The sequence below is a fragment of the Veillonella intestinalis genome (assembly GCF_943192895.1).
GTDB lineage: Bacteria > Bacillota > Negativicutes > Veillonellales > Veillonellaceae > Veillonella_A > Veillonella_A intestinalis.
The window spans coordinates 251618-274063 of sequence record NZ_CALPCB010000002.1 but is presented as its reverse complement, the minus strand read 5'-3'; the positions used below and the strand labels follow the sequence as shown (position 1 = coordinate 274063).

At 37.3% G+C, this 22446-nt stretch carries 22 protein-coding genes and 1 riboswitch; of the genes, 19 read left to right on the top strand and 3 right to left on the bottom strand.

Annotated elements, in window-relative coordinates; all coding sequences use genetic code 11:
- The first annotated feature begins 9 nt into the window (after positions 1-9).
- From thiD to NFR27_RS02710, 3 genes are all read left to right on the top strand, one after another.
- Entirely contained in the window at positions 10-804 is a 795-nt protein-coding gene (gene thiD / locus NFR27_RS02720) for a bifunctional hydroxymethylpyrimidine kinase/phosphomethylpyrimidine kinase (protein ID WP_251440284.1), read from the top strand.
- A 97-nt stretch (positions 805-901) separates the two neighbouring features.
- Positions 902-2458, top strand: a complete 1557-nt coding sequence (thiE, locus tag NFR27_RS02715) for a thiamine phosphate synthase (protein WP_251440286.1) — start codon at positions 902-904, stop codon at positions 2456-2458.
- A gap of 20 nt (positions 2459-2478) precedes the next feature.
- Positions 2479-2628, top strand: coding sequence for a hypothetical protein (locus NFR27_RS02710; protein ID WP_251440288.1), 150 nt, complete (start codon positions 2479-2481; stop codon positions 2626-2628).
- A gap of 175 nt (positions 2629-2803) precedes the next feature.
- On the opposite strand, the gene NFR27_RS02705 is transcribed toward NFR27_RS02710, so the two are convergent.
- Together NFR27_RS02705 and NFR27_RS02700 are read right to left on the bottom strand one after the other, a co-directional pair.
- Entirely contained in the window at positions 2804-3427 is a 624-nt protein-coding gene (locus tag NFR27_RS02705) for a GH25 family lysozyme (RefSeq protein ID WP_251440292.1), read from the bottom strand.
- A 75-nt stretch (positions 3428-3502) separates the two neighbouring features.
- Entirely contained in the window at positions 3503-4036 is a 534-nt protein-coding gene (locus tag NFR27_RS02700; protein ID WP_277612519.1) for a sigma-70 family RNA polymerase sigma factor, read from the bottom strand.
- A gap of 534 nt (positions 4037-4570) precedes the next feature.
- On the opposite strand from NFR27_RS02700, the gene NFR27_RS02695 reads away from it, so the two are divergent.
- The 12 genes from NFR27_RS02695 (at position 4571) to NFR27_RS02640 (ending at position 16348) form a co-directional block, all read left to right on the top strand.
- Complete coding sequence (locus NFR27_RS02695) at positions 4571-5560, top strand: hypothetical protein (protein ID WP_251440297.1); 990 nt, start codon at positions 4571-4573, stop codon at positions 5558-5560.
- A gap of 95 nt (positions 5561-5655) precedes the next feature.
- Positions 5656-5806, top strand: a riboswitch (FMN riboswitch).
- A gap of 145 nt (positions 5807-5951) precedes the next feature.
- A complete protein-coding gene (gene ribD, locus NFR27_RS02690; RefSeq protein WP_251440298.1) occupies positions 5952-7157 on the top strand; it encodes a bifunctional diaminohydroxyphosphoribosylaminopyrimidine deaminase/5-amino-6-(5-phosphoribosylamino)uracil reductase RibD in 1206 nt (401 codons plus the stop codon).
- The gene (gene ribE / locus NFR27_RS02685; RefSeq protein WP_251440300.1) at positions 7138-7842 is read left to right on the top strand and encodes a riboflavin synthase; all 705 of its coding nucleotides are present in this window, start codon (positions 7138-7140) and stop codon (positions 7840-7842) included. The genes ribD and ribE overlap by 20 nt, the downstream gene beginning before the upstream one ends.
- Positions 7843-7885: 43 nt before the next feature.
- Positions 7886-9082: a bifunctional 3,4-dihydroxy-2-butanone-4-phosphate synthase/GTP cyclohydrolase II gene (locus tag NFR27_RS02680; RefSeq protein WP_251453933.1), complete on the top strand. Its 1197-nt coding sequence runs from the start codon at positions 7886-7888 to the stop codon at positions 9080-9082.
- 54 nt (positions 9083-9136) lie between these two features.
- Positions 9137-9595 (top strand): 6,7-dimethyl-8-ribityllumazine synthase, encoded by a 459-nt coding sequence (ribH, locus tag NFR27_RS02675; RefSeq protein ID WP_162099949.1) that lies wholly within the window; start codon positions 9137-9139, stop codon positions 9593-9595.
- Between the two features lie 28 nt (positions 9596-9623).
- Complete coding sequence (gene hslO / locus NFR27_RS02670; RefSeq protein WP_251440304.1) at positions 9624-10508, top strand: Hsp33 family molecular chaperone HslO; 885 nt, start codon at positions 9624-9626, stop codon at positions 10506-10508.
- 235 nt (positions 10509-10743) lie between these two features.
- Positions 10744-11565 (top strand): S-methyl-5'-thioadenosine phosphorylase, encoded by an 822-nt coding sequence (gene mtnP / locus NFR27_RS02665; protein WP_251440306.1) that lies wholly within the window; start codon positions 10744-10746, stop codon positions 11563-11565.
- Positions 11566-11612: 47 nt separating this feature from the next.
- Positions 11613-12665 carry an S-methyl-5-thioribose-1-phosphate isomerase gene (gene mtnA, locus NFR27_RS02660; RefSeq protein WP_251440787.1) on the top strand — a complete coding sequence of 351 codons (1053 nt, stop codon included), beginning with the start codon at positions 11613-11615 and terminating at the stop codon, positions 12663-12665.
- A gap of 84 nt (positions 12666-12749) precedes the next feature.
- The gene (locus tag NFR27_RS02655; RefSeq protein WP_251440308.1) at positions 12750-13994 is read left to right on the top strand and encodes an adenosylhomocysteinase; all 1245 of its coding nucleotides are present in this window, start codon (positions 12750-12752) and stop codon (positions 13992-13994) included.
- Between the two features lie 9 nt (positions 13995-14003).
- The gene (locus NFR27_RS02650) at positions 14004-15338 is read left to right on the top strand and encodes an amidohydrolase (protein WP_251440310.1); all 1335 of its coding nucleotides are present in this window, start codon (positions 14004-14006) and stop codon (positions 15336-15338) included.
- 145 nt (positions 15339-15483) lie between these two features.
- Positions 15484-16029 (top strand): Panacea domain-containing protein, encoded by a 546-nt coding sequence (locus tag NFR27_RS02645; RefSeq protein WP_251440312.1) that lies wholly within the window; start codon positions 15484-15486, stop codon positions 16027-16029.
- Entirely contained in the window at positions 16019-16348 is a 330-nt protein-coding gene (locus tag NFR27_RS02640) for a type II toxin-antitoxin system PemK/MazF family toxin (RefSeq protein WP_251440314.1), read from the top strand. Before NFR27_RS02645 ends, NFR27_RS02640 begins: the two co-directional genes overlap by 11 nt.
- A gap of 145 nt (positions 16349-16493) precedes the next feature.
- On the opposite strand, the gene tpx is transcribed toward NFR27_RS02640, so the two are convergent.
- Complete coding sequence (tpx, locus tag NFR27_RS02635) at positions 16494-17009, bottom strand: thiol peroxidase (protein WP_251440316.1); 516 nt, start codon at positions 17007-17009, stop codon at positions 16494-16496.
- A gap of 223 nt (positions 17010-17232) precedes the next feature.
- Between tpx and NFR27_RS02630 the strand changes: the two genes are divergently transcribed.
- From NFR27_RS02630 to larB, 4 genes are all read left to right on the top strand, one after another.
- Positions 17233-18993 carry an ABC transporter ATP-binding protein gene (locus NFR27_RS02630; RefSeq protein ID WP_251440318.1) on the top strand — a complete coding sequence of 587 codons (1761 nt, stop codon included), beginning with the start codon at positions 17233-17235 and terminating at the stop codon, positions 18991-18993.
- Positions 18986-20776 (top strand): ABC transporter ATP-binding protein, encoded by a 1791-nt coding sequence (locus NFR27_RS02625; protein ID WP_251440321.1) that lies wholly within the window; start codon positions 18986-18988, stop codon positions 20774-20776. The genes NFR27_RS02630 and NFR27_RS02625 overlap by 8 nt, the downstream gene beginning before the upstream one ends.
- A gap of 103 nt (positions 20777-20879) precedes the next feature.
- Entirely contained in the window at positions 20880-21677 is a 798-nt protein-coding gene (locus NFR27_RS02620) for a TrmH family RNA methyltransferase (RefSeq protein WP_251440324.1), read from the top strand.
- Complete coding sequence (gene larB, locus NFR27_RS02615) at positions 21670-22446, top strand: nickel pincer cofactor biosynthesis protein LarB (RefSeq protein WP_251440327.1); 777 nt, start codon at positions 21670-21672, stop codon at positions 22444-22446. Before NFR27_RS02620 ends, larB begins: the two co-directional genes overlap by 8 nt.

The following is a 22446-nucleotide window of genomic DNA, read 5'->3' as shown; positions in this document are numbered from 1 at the left end:
GAGGACAACATGAAACAAAATATCTTTCCTACAGCGTTAACGATTGCAGGAACTGATCCATCAGGTGGCGCAGGTATTATGGCTGATTTGAAATCGTTTCAGGCTAGAGATGTATATGGCTTGGCCGTAGTAACGAGTGTAGTAGCACAAAACACTATGGGTGTACGAATGATTCAAAATATAGATTTACCTGTATTAGACGAACAATTGGCTTGTGTATTTGATGACATTCCACCAGCAGCATTGAAAACAGGTATGATAGCTAATGTGGATATGATGCATATTATCCGTAAATATGTAGATGGTTCTGTGCCGTATGTAATGGATCCAGTTATGGTAGCTACCAGTGGTGATCACTTAATTGATCAGCAAGCATGGGATCAATTTAAAGCGGAATTAATGCCAGTGGCTACTTTGGTGACCCCAAATTTATCAGAAGCTGAATATTTGGTAGGCTTTAGCATTGAGACGGAAAGTGAATTGGAAAAAGCGGCACAAGTTATTTTACATGAAATGGGACCTAAGGCTGTTATTATGAAAGGTGGCCATTTTGGTGAAACAGCGAAAGATTATTTATATATAAAAGGTGAGTCATGCATTACTTATGAAAGTCCACGCTTTGATACACCACACACTCATGGTACAGGTTGCACATTTTCAGCAGTAATTACCGCTGAATTAAGTAAAGGAAAGTCATTGCCAGAGGCCGTAGGCATTGGTAAAGAGTTTATAACTAAGGCTATTAAAGAAAATCCTGGTCTAGGAAAAGGACACGGGCCGGTTAATCATACGATTAAGTTATGATTTTCTAATTTATTTAGTTTTCTAGTTTATTTAGTTTTTTAGCTTATTTAGTTAATAGAGTGTTGGGTTGCTACGAGATATAGAAAGAAGACATATTATGAAATATATAGCAGCATTGAGGGAGAAAAATCCTCTGGTTATCTGCTTAACTAACGATGTGGTAAAGAATTTTACTGCAAATGGTTTGCTAGCTGTTGGTGCATCGCCGGCAATGAGTTCTTGTATAGAAGATTTGCGTGATTTATTGCCTCATGCACAGGCCTTATTAGTAAATATTGGCACGGTAAATCCGGAATTAGCAGCTTTTTATAAAAAGGCAGTAGCTCTTGCTAATGAATTAAATGTGCCCGTTGTATTGGATCCTGTTGCTTGCAGCGCAGGGCCATTTCGACGAAACATTGCCCTTGATTTATTATTAGAACATAAAATTACTTTGCTCCGCGGTAATGCGGGTGAAATAGCGTCATTAGTACAGGCGAAACAGGAATTAGACGTGGCTAATGGACGTAATTTTGAAATAACACAGGCTAAAGACATTACGGCGGTAAGCTCTAAAGGCGTAGATAGTGCTGGCGTGGCTAAACCTGGTATGTTAGCGACACAGTGTGCGAAGGCCTTTAATGTACTTACTGTAGTAACGGGTCCCATAGATGGTATTTCCAATGGAGTCAAGACGATTGAAATAACTAATGGGTCTTCTATGATGCCACTTGTAGTGGGGACAGGTTGTTTGTTAGGTGGATTTTTAGCAGCCTTTATTGGCTCTACTTCAACTTCTATGGAATTTAATCTGTCTTCTGACAATGCTACTGATGAAGATTTGTTTTCGCGTACTTTGTGGGGGCTAACTGCGTATTCAGTAGCTGCTGAAATGGCTGCTGAAAATTGTAAGGCTATATATCGACAAGTAGAGCCAGGCAGTTTTCAAATAGAGTTTCTAAATGCCTTATATGGTATTACCGATGATGTTGTAACAAATCGCAAGAACTGGCAAATGGTATTTAACCGCAGCCAGTTAGCAGTATATTTTATTTGTGGCACACAGGATTTTAAAGGAACTCAAAATTCTGAAGAAGCTGCTTTGATTTGTATAGAAACAGCATTGCAAGCAGGCATTACAATGTTTCAGCTTCGTGAAAAAGGTGAGGACTCTTTACAAGGCGAAGCTAAACTGGAGTTTGCTAAAAAGGTACAAACTCTTTGTCAAAATTACCAAGTGCCATTCGTTATGAATGATGATATGGCGTTAGCGGAACAATTAAATGTTGATGGTGTTCATATTGGACAAGAGGATGATTCAATTGAAAGCGTTCGGCAACGATTCTCTAATAAGATTATTGGTTTATCGATTCATTCACCAGAAGAATATAGTCACTCAAGAGTAGATTTGGCTGATTATATTGGGGTAGGACCGGTATATGGCACACAGTCAAAAGGTGATGCTAAAGCACCTATAGGGCCAGAAGGCATTCAAGCCGTACGCAATGTAGATTCAGAGATCCCTATTGTAGCTATTGGTGGGATTACAGCGGAAACGACAGCTATTATTCGAAATCATGGTGCCGATGGTGTATCCGTAATTTCGGCTATTACAAAAGCTAGTAATGTAGTTGAAGTTGTGAAACAATTTAGAGAAGCAATAAAAAAGAGATAAAGATAGTATAAAACACATCCTTGAAGGATTCCGTAGCAGCAAGCAATGCTGAAAATCAATCCTTGAAACAAGAAGTGGCTGGTCAAAAAGCTGAATTACAGGCACAACGTCAAGAATTAGAAGCTCAACGTGAACAAATTAAATTGCTCATGGAACGCTTAGGTATGTAATTGAAGGCTAATTAAATATAAAACTGTCCAGTATGGCAAGTTTGTATATTGACAACGTAATATACTGTTAGTTTAGTAAAATCACATATCATAAAGATAATAAAGGAGACTGTAGAATGCTTCGGCGCTCTACAGTCTCCTTATTATATATGGGGGTTTTCCTAGTTCTTTACTATCAATTGAACAATATATTACCGTCAAATAAAGCATCATCAATGGCAAGTGAATTAGAATACTGCCACATATGTGCAGTAGGCCAATCACAAGTAGTATTATATTGCGCACACCATTGAGGACGGCTTAATTGAGAGGTATCTAGATTGTTAAGCCACCAATCTAAATTGGCATAAATACCTGTGAAGGTATAGCCTGTTTGCCATAAGTGATTGACGAAGGTACTTGCTATATTAGTGATTTCTTGTTTTTGATACCCTTTGACTTCACAAGCCGTTAAGATACTTGGGTCTTCTAGGTCATACCATACGCCCATAGGAAGTTTAGCGAGGGGAAGTCCACAATCTAATAAGGTTTTACTTACATAGTGGGCCTCTAGGGCAGCTAGATCACAATTTGTAGCATAGCTATAATAATAAATACCTATAGATATACCAGCCGCAATAGCAGTGTTAACATGATCATAAAATAAGGAGTCTAAGTGCCCCTGACCATAGCCAAGGCGGATAATGGCAAATATTACGCCTGCTTTTTTGACCGCATTCCAATTTATGGCTCCATTATGCTCGCTAATATCTATGCCTAAGCTATACTTTATACTAGGTCTATTTATGTTACTATTCATGTGAGTTTTCGCCTTCTTTTTAGTGTATATTTCTTACAAATAATGGTTAATCCTGATTTATGTTGTTTATTAATACTATTCATTAAAAAAGACTGTCAAAGCGGTAAGGGCACGATTTTTATGTTGTTGCATTGCTTGACGACTGATACCATGTTGGCGTGCTAATTCTGACAGGGAAATACCTTTCACATAGTATGCGTATAATAAGGCTTGTTGTGGCTTGGGTAAGCGATGAAAGGCTTTAGTAATTCGTGTTTTATTTTCATGTGCTAATACTGTATCCTCAGCACTCACCGTTGGGTCTAGAATATCTTCAAAGGTCATGGCTGTGTCTTCGCCATCTGTAGATATATTCATAATAAATGACTCATGTTGCCATTGACGGCGTAATTTTTTAAAGGCGTTATACTGTCCATACCGAATTCGACTTTGTACAAAGCCTGAAAAGGGAACGGAGCCTTTGGTGTTATATTCTTTAATGGCGCGGATAAATAGTTCCCATAAAAGATTTTCCATATCAGCGGACTCACATTTTACAGCTGTTACATGGGCATATTTGCGAATCAACCCTTTATACTGATGACAAAGTTTAGTTAAAAGCTTTTTTATTGCCTTGTTGTGCTAATGTAATATATTTTGTTTCATAAAATGGTTCTGTCATTATATCTCCTTTATATTAATGACTAATTTTGAATAAAAGGTGATTGCAATCACAATTAACAGTATAGTATTGTGAATATTTTGCTGCAATCGTCTAAATTTTTCCTTTGAACAAAAAATTCTATACCAAAAAATTTATTTTTGCACATATTTAATAGAATTTGCTTAGTAATATAGGAGTTTGATAGCAGGGAGATATAAATAATCTTAATTAAGGATAGAACTTGTTAACTTTACCTTTAGAAACAGGTCTATGGCTATACATATATGTAATAATCACAAAAGGATGGTTCTTTGCAGCATTATATCTAGTTTACTGGTCAACATCTTTGACTTAAATAGCACAGTTGACGTGTTTTTTAATAAAAGTTCCTTTATTTTTACATATTTTATTTCGTTAATAAATATTTTAAGGCCATATTATGAATTACAATTTAAAAAACTTACCATCTATATTAATTTTTGTAAGGAAGTGTTATAAATATGTCTGAATCTATAATTGAGACTGCTAATGATAGAACTCGATTTATTGATGGTGGTAAAGATTTCATAATTCCTCAATATATTCATTTTTTCTTACTTATGTTAGAGGATTTATTGGAAGAATCATTACAAGATAAAGCTATTATTCCTCAGTTGATGGCACCATTTAATAAGGGCTATCTTGAAGTGGTAGCGTATTTAAAAGAGAATTCCTATTCCCGTCGTCATGTAGATGAGGTAGTGGAGATATTTAACCAAGGTTATTTTTTAGTGTTAGAAAGACCCCATAGGCTGACGGCTAAGGGGAAGGTAAAGTTTGAGCTATATGGACATATTATCATTAGTAAATTATGTCACTTAGTTCGTTATGAACAGCGATATTTATTTCATCACACCAGTGCTACTACAATGCTTGCGGTGTATTCCTGGCAAGATTTATTTAAAGTAACAAATCTAAAAATGGATGACTGTACTTGTAAATCAAAGGAAAATCCAGAATTTAGTTGTGGTGATATGTATGTTAATGGTTGTCAATACAGTGTAAAACTTATTCACACAATATTGGTGTCCCTCTATTGTGAAAGTTCGTTTAATTCTCATAATAATATAAAACATCTTATATATCGAGTTTTACAACTTCATGAAGGTATATATAGATTAGACAATTTAGCAGTTTTTATCTCAAAGAAAGTGAAGATTCAGCGAGCACATATTCGGCGTGAATTAATGTATGTGCAATATCAATATAAAATGTTTGAAAAATCCTTAGCAAAGATTTTGACTCGAAGCATAATTAGTACACAATATACGCAAGTGGCACAACAATTAAAAAGTTTGGCGATTAATACTATAGCACTTCAATGGGGCTTATACTTTTTAACTTTACTTTACGGAAGTGCTTATATTGATCAAAGGGGGAATATAAAAATACATAGAAGTAGTGAAACAAAGGGGCATCTGGTTTCACCACTTGCAGAATCCTATAAATGATAGTATAATCAACTATAGAAATAGTAGTCATTACAAGTTTACAAAACTTGTAATTAAGTATTATTTTTACCTTATATATTTTACAAATTAATAAGGATAGTCTTTGAGGCAAGGTGCGAATCGAATAACAGAATTGATTATTCGCATTCAATTCCTGACCGGCGGTGATAGTCCGCAAGCTCTGAAATGGGTTGACTCGGTGTGATTCCGAGACCGACAGTATAGTCTGGATGGGAAAAGACACGGTATGAGTTCGCCTTCTTACGAAATACGAACAATCAAATTATTGTATTAATGATTGTTTGAGGTGTCGCATAGAAAGCGAAGTTTATAACGCAATTTACTCAGGGACTATATGCATATAGTCCCTTTTATGTTAGGAGTTCATAGTATGACAGATGAACAAATAAAAGACCTAGAATTACAAAAGCAAATTGATGAAACCTATATGGCACGGGCTCTAGCGTTAGCGGCACAAGCTACAGGACGGACCCATCCTAATCCTATGGTGGGGGCTGTGGTTGTAAAAGATGGGCAGATTATAGGTGAGGGCTTTCATCATAAAGCTGGCGAGGCTCATGCTGAAGTAAACGCATTGCAACAAGCTGGTGAAGCTGCTAAGGGTGCTACCTTGTATGTAACCTTAGAACCTTGTGCTCATTATGGTAAAACGCCGCCTTGTGCCAAACGAGTGATTGAAGCAGGCCTTCAACGCGTTGTCATTGGTGTGGTTGATCCAAATCCATTAGTAGGTGGCAAAGGCATTCAAATGCTTTTGGACGCTGGTATTGAAGTGACATCGGGTGTGTTAATAGATCAATGCTCCAAATTAATTGAGGGCTTTTTGACCTTTATTAAAACAGGACGTCCTTTTGTTACGTTAAAATCAGCCATGTCTTTAGATGGAAAGATTGCTACACGGACAGGTCATTCACAATGGATTACGAATGAAACGGCACGGCAAGATGGACATCGATTACGAGCTACTCATGATGTGATTTTAACTGGCATTGGTACAGTATTAAGTGACAATCCAAGTTTAAATTGTCGTTTACAAGCCGATAGTAAATTATCAGAAGAAAATATTCAAGAATTAAATGCTACACCATTACATCAGCCTGATGTGGTGATTTTAGATAGTTTAGGACGAACACCAGTAGATGCTAAATTATTTGAACAACCTAATCGTGATGTTTATATTTTTGTTAGTTCGGCTTGTAAAGATTGTCAAATTAAAGCTCTAACTAATAGAGGGGCTAAGGTAATTCCTGTAGAGTCTACCGTAAATGGTCTTGATATAACGTTGATATTAAAACAGCTAGGTGAGTTAGGTTTTACCTCTGTTTTAGTGGAAGGTGGTAGTCATGTGATTGCTTCCTTTGTAGAAGCAAAAGCATTTAACAAAATAGTAACCTATATTGGCAATACGATTATTGGTGGCCAAGCTGCTTTAGGTGCAGTTAATGGACAAGGCATTGATCAATTAGTGGAAGGTGTTCAACTGCGTTTTGAATCAGCTGCTATACTAGATAATAATATTCGGTTAGAAGCATATGTAGAGGAAGGAAGTGACGCTCATGTTTACCGGAATAATTGAAGAAGTCGGTAACGTTGTAAGTGTTCAACGAAATGCTCAGGCTATGCGACTGACGATTGAAGGTCATAAAATTTTCGAAGATATGGAAGTCGGTTGTTCTATTGCTGTTAATGGCGTATGTTTAACTGTGACTGCCTTTTCTGGCACACAATTTGTAGCGGATGTTATGCCTGAATCAGTGAATATGACAACGTTAGCTAAGTTTACTGCAGGGCAAGCCGTTAATTTAGAACGTGCTATGGCTGCCAACGGTCGCTTTGGTGGTCATATGGTAGCTGGCCATGTAGATGGACAGGGCCGAATTCGTAATATTCGTAAACTTGATAATTCGGTTATTTTTACCATTGAAACAACGGCTGATGTGTTAGATTATATTATTTACAAAGGTTCGATTGCCGTTGATGGAGCTAGTTTGACTGTTTCAAAGCGAGAAGCCACTTATTTTGAAATTTCAATTATACCTCATACGATTGCTAATACCATTTTGGCAACGGCTACGATTGGTACTGTGGTGAATTTAGAGACAGATATTGCAGGGCGCTATATTCGCCATTTTATGAATTTGTCTGAGCCTGTTACAGCTGATGGTGTAGCAGGAAGGTCAAATTCTACAAGCGCAAAAAAATCAGAAGCCAAACATTCAGGGCTGTCTAAAGATTGGCTAGCTGCTAAGGGCTTTATATAACCATAGATACCTACTCATTTAGAGGATAAAAGGAGATATTATAATGACAAGAACGTTGAATACGATTGAAGAAGTATTAGCAGATATTAAAATTGGTAAACCAGTAGTTATCGTAGATGATGAAAAACGTGAAAACGAAGGGGATCTCATGATAGCAGCTGAGTTTGCCACTATGGAAAATATAAACTTCATGGTGAAGGAAGCTCGGGGTATTGTATGTACACCTATGAGACGGGAAGATTTAGAACGTTTAAATATTCCTCAAATGGTGACAAAAAATACAGATAATCATGAAACGGCCTTTACTGTATCGGTAGACCATGTTGATACAACTACAGGTGTTTCCCCTTATGAACGGGCATTGACGATTCGTGCTTTGGTTGATGATACAGCGCGTCCAGATGATTTCCGCCGTCCAGGTCATGTGTTCCCACTACAATATAAAGAAGGGGGCGTTTTAGTTCGTCAAGGTCATACCGAGGCTTCTATTGATTTATGTCGTTTAGCAGGTCTTAAAGAGGCGTCCGTTATCTGTGAAATTACTAAAGATGATGGTAGTATGGCTCGCTTAGATGATTTATTAGAGTTTGCTGATAAATATGATTTGAAAATTGCGTCCGTTGCTGAATTGATTGAATATCGTAAATTGCATGAACCAATTATTACATTAGCCGCTGAATCTAAGTTGCCTACAGCTTTTGGTGATTTTCAAATTTTCGTATTTAAAAATTACCTAGACCATAAAGAGCATTTAGCCATTGTTAAAGGGGATGTAAAAGATCAAGACGATGTGTTAGTTCGAGTACATTCTGAATGTTTAACTGGTGATGTATTTGGTTCGCAACGTTGTGATTGTGGTGAGCAGCTTCACAATGCATTACGTACGATTGAAGAAAAAGGTCGTGGTGTAGTCGTGTATATGCGCCAAGAAGGCCGTGGCATTGGTTTGACAAATAAAATTAAAGCCTATGCTTTACAAGAAAAAGGCTTAGATACGGTAGAAGCGAATGTGAAACTTGGTTTCCCACCAGATATGCGTGAATATTCATTAGCGGCCCAAATTATTCGTTTCTTAGGGATTAAAAGTGTTAATTTATTGACTAACAATCCTTTGAAACGTGAAAGTCTAGAACACTGGGGCATTGAAGTTAATAAACGAGTGCCTGTGATTATCAAGGCTAATAATGTAAATGCAGGTTATTTAAAAACTAAAAAAGAAAAAATGGGCCATTTATTATAATGTAGAATAGTTTTTCATGTAGAAACGGACTATTCGAACTAGGAGGAATTACAAATGATTACAGAAGGTAAATTATTAGGTACAGGTAAACGCTTTGCGATTATTGGTTCTCGTTTTAACGAGTTTATTACTTCTAAATTAATTGGTGGCGCTATGGATGCTTTGCTTCGTCACGATGTAAAAGAAGATGATATTAATACAATTTGGGTACCAGGGGCTTTTGAAATTCCTGTAGTAGCTAAAAAAGCAGCTCTTAGCGGTAAATATGATGCAATTATTTGTGTAGGAGCGGTTATTCGTGGATCCACAACACACTATGACTATGTATGTAGTGAAGTTTCTAAAGGCATCGCGCACATTAGCCTTGAAACAGGGGTGCCTGTTATGTTTGGCGTATTAACTACTGAAAATATTGAACAAGCCATTGAGCGTGCTGGCACAAAAGCAGGTAATAAAGGCTTTGATTGTGCTATGGGTGCTATTGAAATGGTTAACTTATTAGAACAAATTTAAGTATAAGAATAAAGGAAGATAAAATTATATGGATAGTATTCGTCGTTATACCACCAAGGAAGGGGTTCGTTTAGCTTTTGCTGTTACTACGGATACCGTAGAAGAAGCAAGAGTTCGTCATGAGTTAAGTCCAGTAGCTACGGCTGCTTTAGGACGTGCCATGACAGGGGCTCTTTTAATGGCTGGTGATTTTAAAAATGAAGAAAATGTTAGTTTACGATTGAATGGTAAGGGGCCATTAGGGGTTGTACATGTAGATGCGTTTAGTGATAATACAGTGCGTGGCTATGTGGATAATCCTCATGTGGAAGTACCTCTTAAATACGAAGGTAAGCTAGATGTAGGAGCTGCTGTTGGTCATGATGGTGAAGTACAAGTGACTCGTTTTACCAAACTTCGCCAAGATTATACGTCTCAAAGTCCTATGCAGTCTGGGGAAGTGGCCGAAGATTTAGCCTATTATTTGTATACGTCGGAGCAAATCCCTGCAACTATTAGTTTAGGTGTTTTAGTGAATACAGATCATACCACTAAAGCAGCTGGTGGTTTCTTAGTGCAGGCGTTGCCAGATGCTACCGATGAAGCATTAGCACAGGTAGAAGCTAATATTAATGACTTAGGGCCTATTTCAAAGTATTTAGAAGCACATCCTGATGGAGCGGGCTTAGTTGACAAAGTATTGGCTGGTTTAACGAAAGAACAAGTATATGAGGGTGAAGTTCATTTCAATTGTACTTGCAGTCGTGAACGTTTTGAGCAAATTTTAGCTACTTTACAGCTTCATGATAAAGAGGAGTTGCTCAAAGATGAGACAACCGAATTAGTTTGTCATTATTGTAATGAAAAATACCACTTCAGTCGTGAAGAGTTAAAAAAAGTATTTGATGAAGCTGCTAAGGCACCGCTTAATTAATCGTATTTTATGATAATCAAGGTTAACCTTGCAAAAACAAATGATTAACTCAATCACTTATAATGTGGTACAATAGAATAAACGAGCCTTAGGGCAGCAGTAACTAAGGTATGGATTCTCCAGGGCTTGCTCTGGAGTTTTCTTTTGTTTTACATTGTATTTGACTATAGTAAATGGTGATAGTTCACAATTTTGTGGCTCACTGTATGTTATGTTTATTAAAGAGGTGACTATAATGGGTGTAATCGCAGTAATTGGTGGTACTGGTGTGTATGATCCATCGATGTTTGAAAATATTGAAGCGAAAACCATGTCCACACCATATGGGGACATTGCTTATACACAGGGCAGTTATAAAGGTAAGCAAGTAGTATTCTTGGCTCGTCATGGCATGAAACATTCGATTCCGCCTCATTTAATTAATTATCGAGCTAATATTTGGGGCCTTAAAAAGCTAGGGGTTACCATGATTATTTCTACCACTGCTGTTGGTTCCTTAAACGAAGACTTTGGACCAGGGCATTTTGTATTGGTTGACCAATTCTTAGATTTTACCAAATCTCGTGTAAGTACCTTCTTTGATGGCGATGGTAAAAAAGTAGTGCATCTTGGTGTAGGTAATCCGTATTCACCAGCATTGCGTAAAGTCGTTGAAGAGGCTGCTAAGAAATTAGATATCACCCTTCATAATGGCGGTACTTACGTATGTACTGAAGGGCCTCGTTTTGAAACACCAGCAGAAATCAAAATGTTCAAAATGCTTGGCGCAGACACAGTAGGTATGACTAATGTGCCTGAAGTTGTATTAGCAGGGGAAGCTGAAATTGCCTATGCCACGATTTCTATGGTTACTAATTATGCCGCAGGGATTTCACCTACTGAATTAACTCATCAAGAAGTATTGGATATTATGGCTGAAATGTCAAATAATTTTAAGGCGTTAATCCTTGAAACAATTGAACGTTTAGACCCCGATCAAGATTTGCCTTGCCATCATCGCTTGGCTGAATACGGTGGGTTCAAAGCTGCGTTAGGCAAAGAAGGGGAATTGCTATGAGTTTACATGAAGCAGTTAACTCATTAAATACATTAAAGAGCCAGTCTATGAAAAGTATTCAGTGGAATGGTGAAACTTTAATTTTGCTAGATCAAACTAAATTACCAACGGAAGAAGTTTATATTGATTGTACTGATTGGCGTCAAGTGGCGGAAGCTATTAAAAAGTTGCGTGTTCGTGGTGCACCAGCTATTGGGGTAGCGGCTGGTTATGGTTTAATCTTAGCAGCCCGTGAAGCCATAGAGTCAGCGGCTGATGAAGTGACTCAACGTGCTAATTTCTTAGATTTTGCGAATACTCTTAAGGAGACCCGTCCAACAGCTATTAATTTGGCGTGGGCGATTGATCGTATCGTGACTAATATTGTATTTCCTTGCGATACTATGGTAGCTGCGTTACCGCTTATTGAAGCTGAAGCTAAAGCTATTGATTTGGAAGACCAACGTCTTAATGAAGCGATGGCTAAAGCAGGGGCTACTTTATTTGAAGGCCAACAAGGCATTCGTATTTTAACCCATTGCAATGCAGGTGCTTTAGCTACTGCCGGTCTTGGTACGGCTTTAGGGGTAGTTCGTGAGCTCCATAATAATGGACAGTTGGAACGAGTATATGCCGATGAGACTAGACCATTACTTCAAGGGGCTCGTTTAACTGCTTTTGAGCTTCACCACGATGGGATTCCTGTTACCTTGTTAACCGATAATATGGCTGCTTATGCCATGCAACAAGGTTTAATTGATGCTGTTATTGTAGGCGCTGACCGAATTACTACAGATGGCGATGTGGCAAATAAGATTGGTACTTATGGTGTCGCTTTAGCCGCTAAGGCTCATAATATTCCTTTTTATGTTGCTGCTCCATATAGTACCTTTGATTTTACTTTACAAAAAGGCTCGGATATTCCTATTGAAATGCGCAGTCCTGAAGAAGTGCTCTGTTTTGGTGGTATTCCTACAGCACCTGCTGATATTGAAGTATTAAATCCTGCTTTTGATGTGACGCCTCATTCCTTAGTTAGTGCTATTATTACGGAAGAAGGGGTATTGACAGCACCATATGATAAAGCAATTGCTAATTTACAGAAAAAGATTGTTAAATAAAATGAAGTATAAAATGAAGTTTCTTGTTTAGTTTATGATAGTTCATAGATTAAACATTTCTATATTATGAAAGAAGAGGTCCCTATGAAATCATTAATTCGTGACATTGCTTTAGCCCCAGAAGGTCGTAAAAAAATTGAATGGGTATCTAATTTTATGCCTGCCCTTAATAGTTTGCGGGAAGAGTTTAAAGCAAGTCATAAGTTTGAAGGTAAAACGGTTGTTGTAAGTGTTCACTTAGAGGCTAAAACAGCATATTTATCAACGGTACTTAAAGAAGCTGGGGCTGAGGTAATCGTGACTGGTTCTAATCCATTATCTACGCAAGATGATGTAGCGGCAGCTTTAGTTGATATGGGACTTACCGTGTATGCTTGGTATGATTGTACGGAAGAAGAATACTTCATGTTCTTAAATAAAGCGCTAGATCACAAACCACACATTATTATTGATGATGGTGGTGACCTTGTTAATTTGTTACATACAACAAGAACAGATGCTAAAGAACGTCTTATTGGTGGTTCGGAAGAAACAACTACGGGTGTCCATCGTTTACACGCATTAGCCAATGAAGGGAAATTAACCTTCCCAATGATTGCGGTTAATGATTCTTACTGTAAATATCTCTTTGATAATCGTTACGGTACAGGGCAATCCGTTTGGGATGGGATTATGCGTACTACTAATTTGACAGTAACGGGCAAAAATGTAGTTGTTGCTGGTTATGGTTGGTGTGGTAAAGGTGTAGCTATGCGTGCCAAAGGCCTTGGCGCTCATGTTATTGTAACAGAAGTGGATCCAATTAAAGCGATTGAAGCTGTTTTTGATGGTTTCAAAGTTATGCCTATGATTGAAGCAGCACCAATTGGTGATATTTTTGTTACAGTTACAGGCTGTAAAGACGTCATTCGCAAAGAGCACTATGAAGTTATGAAAGACAAAGCCATTATGTGTAATGCTGGTCATTTTGACTGTGAAGTAAATGGTGTTGAATTAGCTGAAGTGGCTGTGTCGCATCAAAACGTTCGCAAGAATATTGAAGGGTATACACTTGCTGATGGTCGCATTCTTTATTTACTAGCTGGTGGTCGTCTTGTTAATTTAGCCGCTGGTGATGGGCATCCTGCTGAAATTATGGATTTATCCTTTGCTATGCAGGCCTTAGCGGCAGAATATTTATTAGACCATGGTGCAACTATGGAAAATACGGTTCATATCTTGCCTCATGAATTAGATGAACGCATTGCTAAGGTTAAATTAAATTCTATGGGCTATGATATTGATGCACTTACACAGGAACAATACGACTATTTACATAAAGTACAATAAGGAGATAACATGGCTGATATTGTAATTCGCAACATTGATTGTATTACAGGGGAACGTGCAGAATCTGGGAAAGATATACTAAGAAATGTAACTTTAATTATTAAAGATGGTTACATTGATAGAATTTTGACAGAAGAAGAAAGTAAAACTCCATTTGGACAAGAGCTGATTACTAAAGAATCGGGAAATGCAGCTTATATACTAGATGGTAATGGGCGTGTAGCAGCTCCAGGCTTAGTGAATACACATACTCATATTGCTATGGGTTTATTCCGTAATTATGCAGATGATTTAGAACTCATGGACTGGCTTCAAAATGCTATTTGGCCCGCTGAAGCTAAATTGACTAATGATTTAGTAGAGGTGGGGACTCGTCTTGGTATTGCAGAGATGTTCCGCAGTGGCACAACTTGCTTTAGTGATATGTATTTCTTTATGGAGGATACAGCAAGAGTTGTAAAAGAAACCGGTATTCGTGCTGTTTTATCCCGTGGTATGGCTGGGGTTGCACCAACAGCTGACCAAGCTCTTGTAGAAAGTCGTGAGTTGTTTACTAACTGGCATGGTTTTGACCATGATCGCATTAAAGTTATGTTAGGGCCTCACGCGCCATATACTTGTCCTGATGACTATATGCGTAAAGTTATGGAGTTAAGCCATGATATAGGCGCACAAATTCATATTCACCTTTGTGAAACAAAAGGGGAAGTAGACAATGTAATTAAAGCTACTGGTAAAACACCAATTGCTCATTTCAATGATTTAGGTGTATTTGATACGGGCTGTGTTGCGGCTCATGGCGTTCATTTAACAGAAGACGATTTGGAGATTATGAAGGCTAAGAATGTTCGCGTAGCTCATAATCCACAGTCTAATCTTAAATTAGCTAGTGGTATTGCCGATGTACCAGCCATGTTAGCCAAGGGGATTACAGTTGGTCTTGGTACTGATGGCTCTGCTAGCAATAACAATGCCGATATGCTTGAAGAAGTTCGCTTAGTAGCTACTTTACATAAAGCAACTCATTTTGACCCTAAAGCCATTCCGGCTCATCAAGCCTTAGCACTTGGAACTGTAGAAGGGGCCAAAGTATTAGATTATCAGGATTTGGGGCTCATTAAAGAAGGGTATCGTGCAGATATTTGTTTGTATGATGTAACGGGTATGCATTGGTTACCACGTTATAATGATGTAGCCTCTTTAGTTTATGCAGCTAATTCTTCTGATGTGCAGACAACTATTGTTGCAGGTAAAGTTGTTATGAAAGATCGTGAATTATTGACGATTGACGAAGAACAATTGCGTTATGATGTGATGAATAAAACAAAAGTGTTTGTGAAATAGTAAACAATATGGTAAGGCTGTAACTTAAGCATGAGTCTAAGTTGCAGCCTTTTTATTATGGATTTACTAAAAGAGTAAGAACGAGTATAATAAAGTTGAAATTAATAAATAGTATATACATTCCAACGAAAGGTGGTGTATTTCTATGGCTAAAGCGATTGATGTTGCTAAATTTTTCATTGAATTAGTTAATAATAATCCTAATGAAGACCTTATGACTAATTTACGTCTGAATAAATTATTATATTTTGCACAAGCAGCTAGTTTTAAAAAACTTGGATATGCTCTAATTGATGAGTCTTTTGAAGCTTGGCAATTTGGACCAGTTTTACCAGAAGTCTATGAAAGATATAAACATTTTGGCAGAAATGGAATTCAAAGTGAGCCATTTGATAGAAGTAAATTATCGCGTAAAGAACAATTATATCTTATTGACGTACTTCGTACTTATAATACTATTTCTACTTCAGCTCTAGTTAAAATGAGTCATGAAAGTGATGGGCCGTGGAGAAAAACCTATAAAATTAATACTCACAAAATTATTGATAATGAAATTATAGAAGATTATTTTAAAGATAAAGATATTGTAGAAGATTTTAAACCTTTATTTGCTAATTCACAATTTGTAGGGCATAGAGATACTGCAGATGATGTACTTGTTTTGCCAAAGGACATGGATTATGCCGAATGAATGGGAAGTATGGTGGGCGTTAGTTAAATTTGAAGATTCAAATCAAGCTAAAACAAGACCAGTTATAGTCTTAGAAAATAATCAAGCTTATATTTTATCTTTAAAAGTAACAAGTCATGGTCCTAGGAAAAATTTCAATGGAGAGTTTGATTTAATGAAATGGAATGAAGCTGGTTTGGAGCGTCCTTCAACTGTTCGATTGAGTCAACCATTAAAATTAAAAGAAAAGGACTTTAAATCAAAAATAGGGGATTTAGATGCATTTGATATCTATGCTATTCAACAACTATTAACCTATTATGATTTTGAAAACTATTAATTTATCTTGAAAGTATTTTAGATATTAAACTATTTGTGAAATAAAAAAAGGGCTGTAGCAATGGCTACAGCCCTTTTGGCGTACATATCATCATGTCTACCATAGTAAATACTACAGTAGTACAGGGATAACAAGTAAACTTATATTAGATTAATTTTTTTACAGCATCAACAGCCGCATCAAAGTTAACAGATTGAGTTACTTCTGGTACATATTCAACATAGGCTACTTTGTCATCTTTGTCGATAACTACGATACCACGAGTTAAAAGACGAAGTTCTTCAATCAAGAAACCATAAGCTTCGCCGAAGCTTGCATCTTTATGGTCAGAAAGAGTTACTACATTTTCAACACCAGCAGCACCGCACCAACGTTTTTGAGCGAATGGAAGGTCCATGGAAATAGTTAATACAACTACATCATTGGAAAGTTCAGTTGCTTCTTTGTTGAACCAACGAGTCTGAGCATCACAAACGCCAGTATCTAAGGAAGGAACTACAGAGATAATTTTTACTTTACCTTCGAAGTCTTTCAAAGATTTTGCTGCTAAGCCATTATCTAAAACAGTAAAGTTAGGAGCTGCTTCGCCAACTTTTACTTCTTTACCTACTAATGTCATTGGATTACCTGCGAAAGTGATTACGCCAGTACGTTTTTCCATAATAAATAACCTCCTAAAGATTAATTTCAAAATTTCATTTCTGTTCTTAATAGCGAGTGTATTGTACACTCACTTGACACTATTAAGTATATCATGGTGTTTTGCATAAGTAAAATAAAAATTGATAATTTTCGATGTTATACTTTATATGATACAATAGAAACATAAAATGTAAACTTAAGAGATACAAAAAATATCTGAATGACAACTGGAGATATACATAATGAAAAAACTTACTATTTTTTCACAGTTTTTCAAAGGCTATGGTCCCATTTATTTATTGGGTATAGTCCTATTGATTACGATTAATATTCTATTTCTCTATGTGCCAAGGCTCATTGGGGAATCAATTAACACCTTATATTACGGTAAGGAAGGCCTTACTACTTATATAGGGTACTTTTTTATGTTAGGTATAACGGTTACCATTCTAAAATTTGGATCACGCCATTTACTATTAGGCTCTATTCGTCGTTTTGAATTTTTATTGCGGCGTCGTCTTTTTGATCATGCCTTATATATTCCTACTGCTTATTATGAAAAGAACGGCCCTGGTAAGGTTATGGCTTTGATGACTAATGATGTTACTTCCCTACGAGTTTCACTGGGCCTTGGTGTTATGATTTTAGTGGATGCCATTTTCTTTGGCATTTGTTCGTTCTTTTTAATGGCTAAAGAGATTAGTGTGTCTTTGACTATTATGACGTTATTGCCGATGCCTTTTATTTTATTTGGCATGCTCTATGTAAGTCGGCGCATGCGTCAACGTCAAAAAGAAGCTCAAAATACCTATAGTGATTTAACGGAATTTGCGCAGGAATTATTTTTAGGTATGCCTGTTATTCGGGCATTTAATCGTGAAATGCGCAGTTTATGGCGTTTCCAAAATATTAATAAAATTAACTACGAAAAAAATATGAGAGTGGCTCTATTAGATGCCATTTTAGCACCATTAACTTTTGTAGCCCCTTTTATGTGTCACGCCATAGCTATTTTTGTATGTGGACGGTTAATTATTGCCAATGAAATTTCTGTAGGGGATTTCGTAGCAGTTAATGGGTACTTAAGTTTAATTATTGGCCCTATTATGGGTATAGGCTCGCTACTATCGGTCTTGCAAAAAGGCTTAGCCTCTTTAGATCGAATTTATGATTTTCTTATGATTGAGGAAGAACAATTAACGGAAGATACTCGTGAGTTACCACTGACAACTATGACGATTAGTAACTTATTTTTTACATACCCTGAAACATCGGCTCCTATGTTAGAAAATGTTAATTTAACGATTCAGCCTGGCGAATTTATCGGCATAGTAGGGGGGCCTGGTTCGGGTAAGTCTACGTTATTTAAATTGTTATTACGTCTCCATGATACACCTGCTAATAGTGTATATATTGGGGATGAAGATATAACGAAATTACCGCTTCAAGTATTGCGGCGTAGTATTGCCTATGTGCCACCAGAACCATTTTTATTGGGCACCACCTTGGGTGAAAATATTGCCTTTGGTGAGGCTTCTAATCATACTATCGATTTAACTGAAGCTGCTGAAAGAGCTGCGTTAACACGTGATTTAAGTGAACGCTTAGCGCCGGCGGCTAAACGACTTAAAGAAGGCGGTACTGATTTATCAGGCGGTCAAAAACAAAGAGTTAATATAGCGCGCGGTCTATATAAAAATGCACCATATTTATTATTAGATGATAGTTTTTCGGCGCTCGATACAATTAGTGCTAGATCTATCATTAAAACCTTGCGTCAAGGTCGCCAACAAACTTTATTATTTATTTCACAGCGTCTTGAAGCCTTACGTGAGGCCAATCGTATTGTAGTATTTAAAGAGGGGACCATTGTAGAACAAGGAACTCATGAAGAGTTATTAGCTCTCAATGGTGAATATTGCCGGTTATATGCCCAGCAAATTGATGAGCCCTTGGAAGAAGAGGATATGGTGGCATTAGCAAAGGAGGTGTCTCATGAGTAAGCAACATAGTAGTTCCTATACAGTGCAGGAAGAAGTAGCTCTTACTAAACATGAAGATATCTTATTGTTACGGCGTTTGGGACAGTATATTAGTCCTCATAAATTCTTGCTTATTTGGGCTGCTTTATTTTTACTGTTTGCATTAGGCCTTGAATTAGTTCGCCCTATGCTTATTAAGGGGGTTATTGATACAGCCTTTCCACAACGAGATGTGGGGATTATTTTAGAATATGCAGGCTTGTATTTCTTGACGATTACATTGAGTATCGTCGCTATGTTTGTTCACAATTATACCTTACAACAATTTGGTCAGCGTATTATCTTTGAAATTCGCAATACGGTGTTTGCCAAAATTTTAGCCCGTACGCCGGCCCACTTTGGTGAATTGCCAATTGGTAATTTAGTAACTCGTGTTACCAATGATACCGAATCCTTGCGTACGCTTTATACTGATGTAGTTTTAAAACTTGGCAGTAGTACCTTGATGATTATAGGTATTTTAATTTCCATGTTCTTTTTAAATGCAAAATTGGCAGCTGTCGTGTCTTTATTGGTACCACTTATGGCAGTGTTAATTTTTGTGTATCAAAAGTATGCTCGTAAGGCCTTTCGTGGCGTGCGTACAAAACTGGCTGCTTCCAATACATCTGTTCAAGAAATGCTTAACTTTATTGTTATAATAAAGTCCTATGTTGGGGAAAGTATTATGGCTAAGCAATATGATCGTATTAGTCGTGAGTTTTTACAGGCCGGTTTATTTGAAGTAAAGACCTTTGCCATTTTTAGACCAATAGTAGATGGTATGTTGTTTGTAATTTTTATTGCGATTTTTAGTTTTACTAATTGGTTTGATTCAGTAACTGAGGCGGGAACTGTATTTGCCTTTATTCAGTATATGGATAAATTCTTCCAGCCTTTAAAAGAGATTGCTGAAAAATATAATAATTTACAAAGCGCTTTAGCAGGGGCAGAACGTTTAGTACCTATTATTAATGAAGATGCGGATACAACGATTGAAACTATTACTGTGCCTGATGAATTTGCTACCATTCATACTATTGAGTTTGATCATGTATGGTTTTCCTATGATAATTCTGAAAATTATGCACTCAAGGATATTTCAATTACTATTCAAGGCGGCCAGTTCATTGGTATTGTTGGCCCTTCTGGCGGGGGCAAGTCAACGCTCATGGCTTTGCTTATGGGGTTCTACCGCCCTACTAAAGGGACTATTCGTATTAATGGCTATGATACGGCTCAATATGCACCGGCTGTTTTACGTGAGGTAATGGGCTATGTATTTCAGGATAGTCATTTATTTAAAGGTACGATTCGTGAAAATTTATCCCTCTATGATGATGCTATACCAGAAAGTGCTCTTATAACAGCTGCTCAAAAGGCTCATTTACATACTATGATTGAACGGTTGCCTCAGGGCTATGATACACCGGTAGGGTATTTAGGATCCTTATTATCAACTGGTCAGAAACAATTGTTAGCCATGGCTAGAGTATTGGTGCGAGATCGTCAAGTTTTAATTTTTGACGAAGCTACGGCACATATTGATAGTCATACGGAACAACTAATTCAACAATCCATTGAAACGATTCGTGGTGAAAAGACAATCATCAGTATAGCTCATCGCTTGTCTACTATTCGCAGTGCTAACCAGATATATTTGATTAAGCAAGGAGAAATTGTTGAGTCTGGTACTTATGAATCTCTCATTGCCCAAAAAGGTTCTTTCTTTGCCCTTTGGGAAGCACGGTCAGTTGTGATATAATTATTTAAGATATAGAGTTTTTTGAACTTTGAAAGTTTAACTAATACCGCACAGGCAATCATACATTTGCTGTGCGGTATTCATTACTATTGTGGAGGGATATATGGAACGTATTACATCAAAAGAAAATAAGGTTTTGAAATACGCCCAATCCTTGCAACGAAAAAAATATCGCAAACTACATGGCGAATATTTGGCAGAAGGTTTGCGCACTGTAGCAGATATGATTGCTACTGGATTAGTGACTACTGTTTTTATTAGTGATGAATATGCAGTTACTAGTGAAACATATGAGATAGCTGAACAAGCAGCGACTCAAGGAAGTATGGTGTATCAGGTAAAGGCAGCCTTACTAAAAAGTATTGAAAGTACGGTGCATGGACAGGGGATTATTGCGATTGTAAAGAAGCAAACACATCAGTTAACAGAGTCTTCTTTTGGTAATGGCCTTTATGTCTTGTTAGATGAAATTCAAGATCCTGGTAATTTAGGCACCATTATTCGCACCGCTGTTGCTGCTGGTGTAAAGGGCTTATTTTTAACTAAAGGTAGTGTAGATCCGTATAATGAAAAAACGGTTCGCAGTACTATGAGTGCTATAACTAAATTGCCTATTTATGAGAATGTTTCTATTGACGAACTCATGCCAATAATTAAAATGAATCAGATCGCTGTGTATGCTACAGCTTTAGAGCAGGCATCACCTATTTATGATGTTTCCTTTGCACCATCAACATTGCTTTTATTAGGTAACGAAGCTAATGGACTTAGTGAGCCGTGGTTTCAAATAGCGCAAGAGCGCATTACTATTCCTATGTATGGCCCTATTGAGTCTTTAAATTTGGCCATAGCAAGTGCGTTGTGCATGTATGCAGTGAGAGAGAGTTGGTTACATGAGTAAATCTATTAGTGAATTATTAGAGGCCTATAAAGAAGGAAATCTTTCCTTAGAGTCCTGTGAAAAACACATAAATGAGATTATAAGCTGTGAAATTCGTAATGAAGCTAGAGTATCAAGTTTACAAGAAGCTGTTATTGATTTAGATCGTGCTAATCGTCAAGGATTTCCAGAGGTAGTGTATTGCGAAGGTAAAACAGATGAACAATGCATTACTATTTTTAAGGAATTAAATCATCACTATGGTACTTACATGGGGACTCGTGGTCGAAAAAGTATTTATGAAGCTCTTTGCGCTGAGATTCCCGATTTACAATTTGATGAGACGAGCGGTATTTTATATTGCCGAAGAGATTGGCAGTTGCACAATGAAGCACGGTCAATTGCCGTAGTTACAGCTGGTACTAGCGATATACCAGTAGCAGAAGAAGCAGCTTTAACGGCTGAACTTATGGGAAATGAAGTAGTCCGTATCTATGATGTTGGTGTAGCGGGGATTCATAGACTATTTCATCGCCTTGAAGATATTCAAGCCGCCAATGTTGTCATCGTAGTAGCTGGTATGGAAGGGGCCTTAGCAAGTGTTGTAGGTGGTTTAGTGACTAAGCCAATTATTGCAGTGCCTACCAGCATTGGCTATGGAGCTAATTTTAAAGGCCTTGCGGCTTTATTATCTATGCTCAATTCTTGTGCTGCTGGGGTTGGTGTTGTGAATATTGATAATGGCTTTGGCGCAGGACGTTTGGCCCATGTTATTAATAGTCAGCGGTAA

Bases quoted from the DNA above. Each gene is read 5' to 3' on its own strand.
- thiD (WP_251440284.1), top strand. From the start codon at position 10: ATGAAACAAAATATCTTTCCTACAGCGTTAACGATTGCAGGAACTGAT.
- thiE (WP_251440286.1), top strand. From the start codon at position 902: ATGAAATATATAGCAGCATTGAGGGAGAAAAATCCTCTGGTTATCTGC.
- NFR27_RS02705 (WP_251440292.1), bottom strand. From the start codon at position 3,427: ATGAATAGTAACATAAATAGACCTAGTATAAAGTATAGCTTAGGCATA.
- NFR27_RS02695 (WP_251440297.1), top strand. From the start codon at position 4,571: ATGTCTGAATCTATAATTGAGACTGCTAATGATAGAACTCGATTTATT.
- ribD (WP_251440298.1), top strand. From the start codon at position 5,952: ATGACAGATGAACAAATAAAAGACCTAGAATTACAAAAGCAAATTGAT.
- ribE (WP_251440300.1), top strand. From the start codon at position 7,138: ATGTTTACCGGAATAATTGAAGAAGTCGGTAACGTTGTAAGTGTTCAA.
- NFR27_RS02680 (WP_251453933.1), top strand. From the start codon at position 7,886: ATGACAAGAACGTTGAATACGATTGAAGAAGTATTAGCAGATATTAAA.
- ribH (WP_162099949.1), top strand. From the start codon at position 9,137: ATGATTACAGAAGGTAAATTATTAGGTACAGGTAAACGCTTTGCGATT.
- hslO (WP_251440304.1), top strand. From the start codon at position 9,624: ATGGATAGTATTCGTCGTTATACCACCAAGGAAGGGGTTCGTTTAGCT.
- mtnP (WP_251440306.1), top strand. From the start codon at position 10,744: ATGGGTGTAATCGCAGTAATTGGTGGTACTGGTGTGTATGATCCATCG.
- mtnA (WP_251440787.1), top strand. From the start codon at position 11,613: ATGAAAAGTATTCAGTGGAATGGTGAAACTTTAATTTTGCTAGATCAA.
- NFR27_RS02655 (WP_251440308.1), top strand. From the start codon at position 12,750: ATGAAATCATTAATTCGTGACATTGCTTTAGCCCCAGAAGGTCGTAAA.
- NFR27_RS02650 (WP_251440310.1), top strand. From the start codon at position 14,004: ATGGCTGATATTGTAATTCGCAACATTGATTGTATTACAGGGGAACGT.
- NFR27_RS02645 (WP_251440312.1), top strand. From the start codon at position 15,484: ATGGCTAAAGCGATTGATGTTGCTAAATTTTTCATTGAATTAGTTAAT.
- NFR27_RS02640 (WP_251440314.1), top strand. From the start codon at position 16,019: ATGCCGAATGAATGGGAAGTATGGTGGGCGTTAGTTAAATTTGAAGAT.
- tpx (WP_251440316.1), bottom strand. From the start codon at position 17,009: ATGGAAAAACGTACTGGCGTAATCACTTTCGCAGGTAATCCAATGACA.
- NFR27_RS02630 (WP_251440318.1), top strand. From the start codon at position 17,233: ATGAAAAAACTTACTATTTTTTCACAGTTTTTCAAAGGCTATGGTCCC.
- NFR27_RS02625 (WP_251440321.1), top strand. From the start codon at position 18,986: ATGAGTAAGCAACATAGTAGTTCCTATACAGTGCAGGAAGAAGTAGCT.
- NFR27_RS02620 (WP_251440324.1), top strand. From the start codon at position 20,880: ATGGAACGTATTACATCAAAAGAAAATAAGGTTTTGAAATACGCCCAA.
- larB (WP_251440327.1), top strand. From the start codon at position 21,670: ATGAGTAAATCTATTAGTGAATTATTAGAGGCCTATAAAGAAGGAAAT.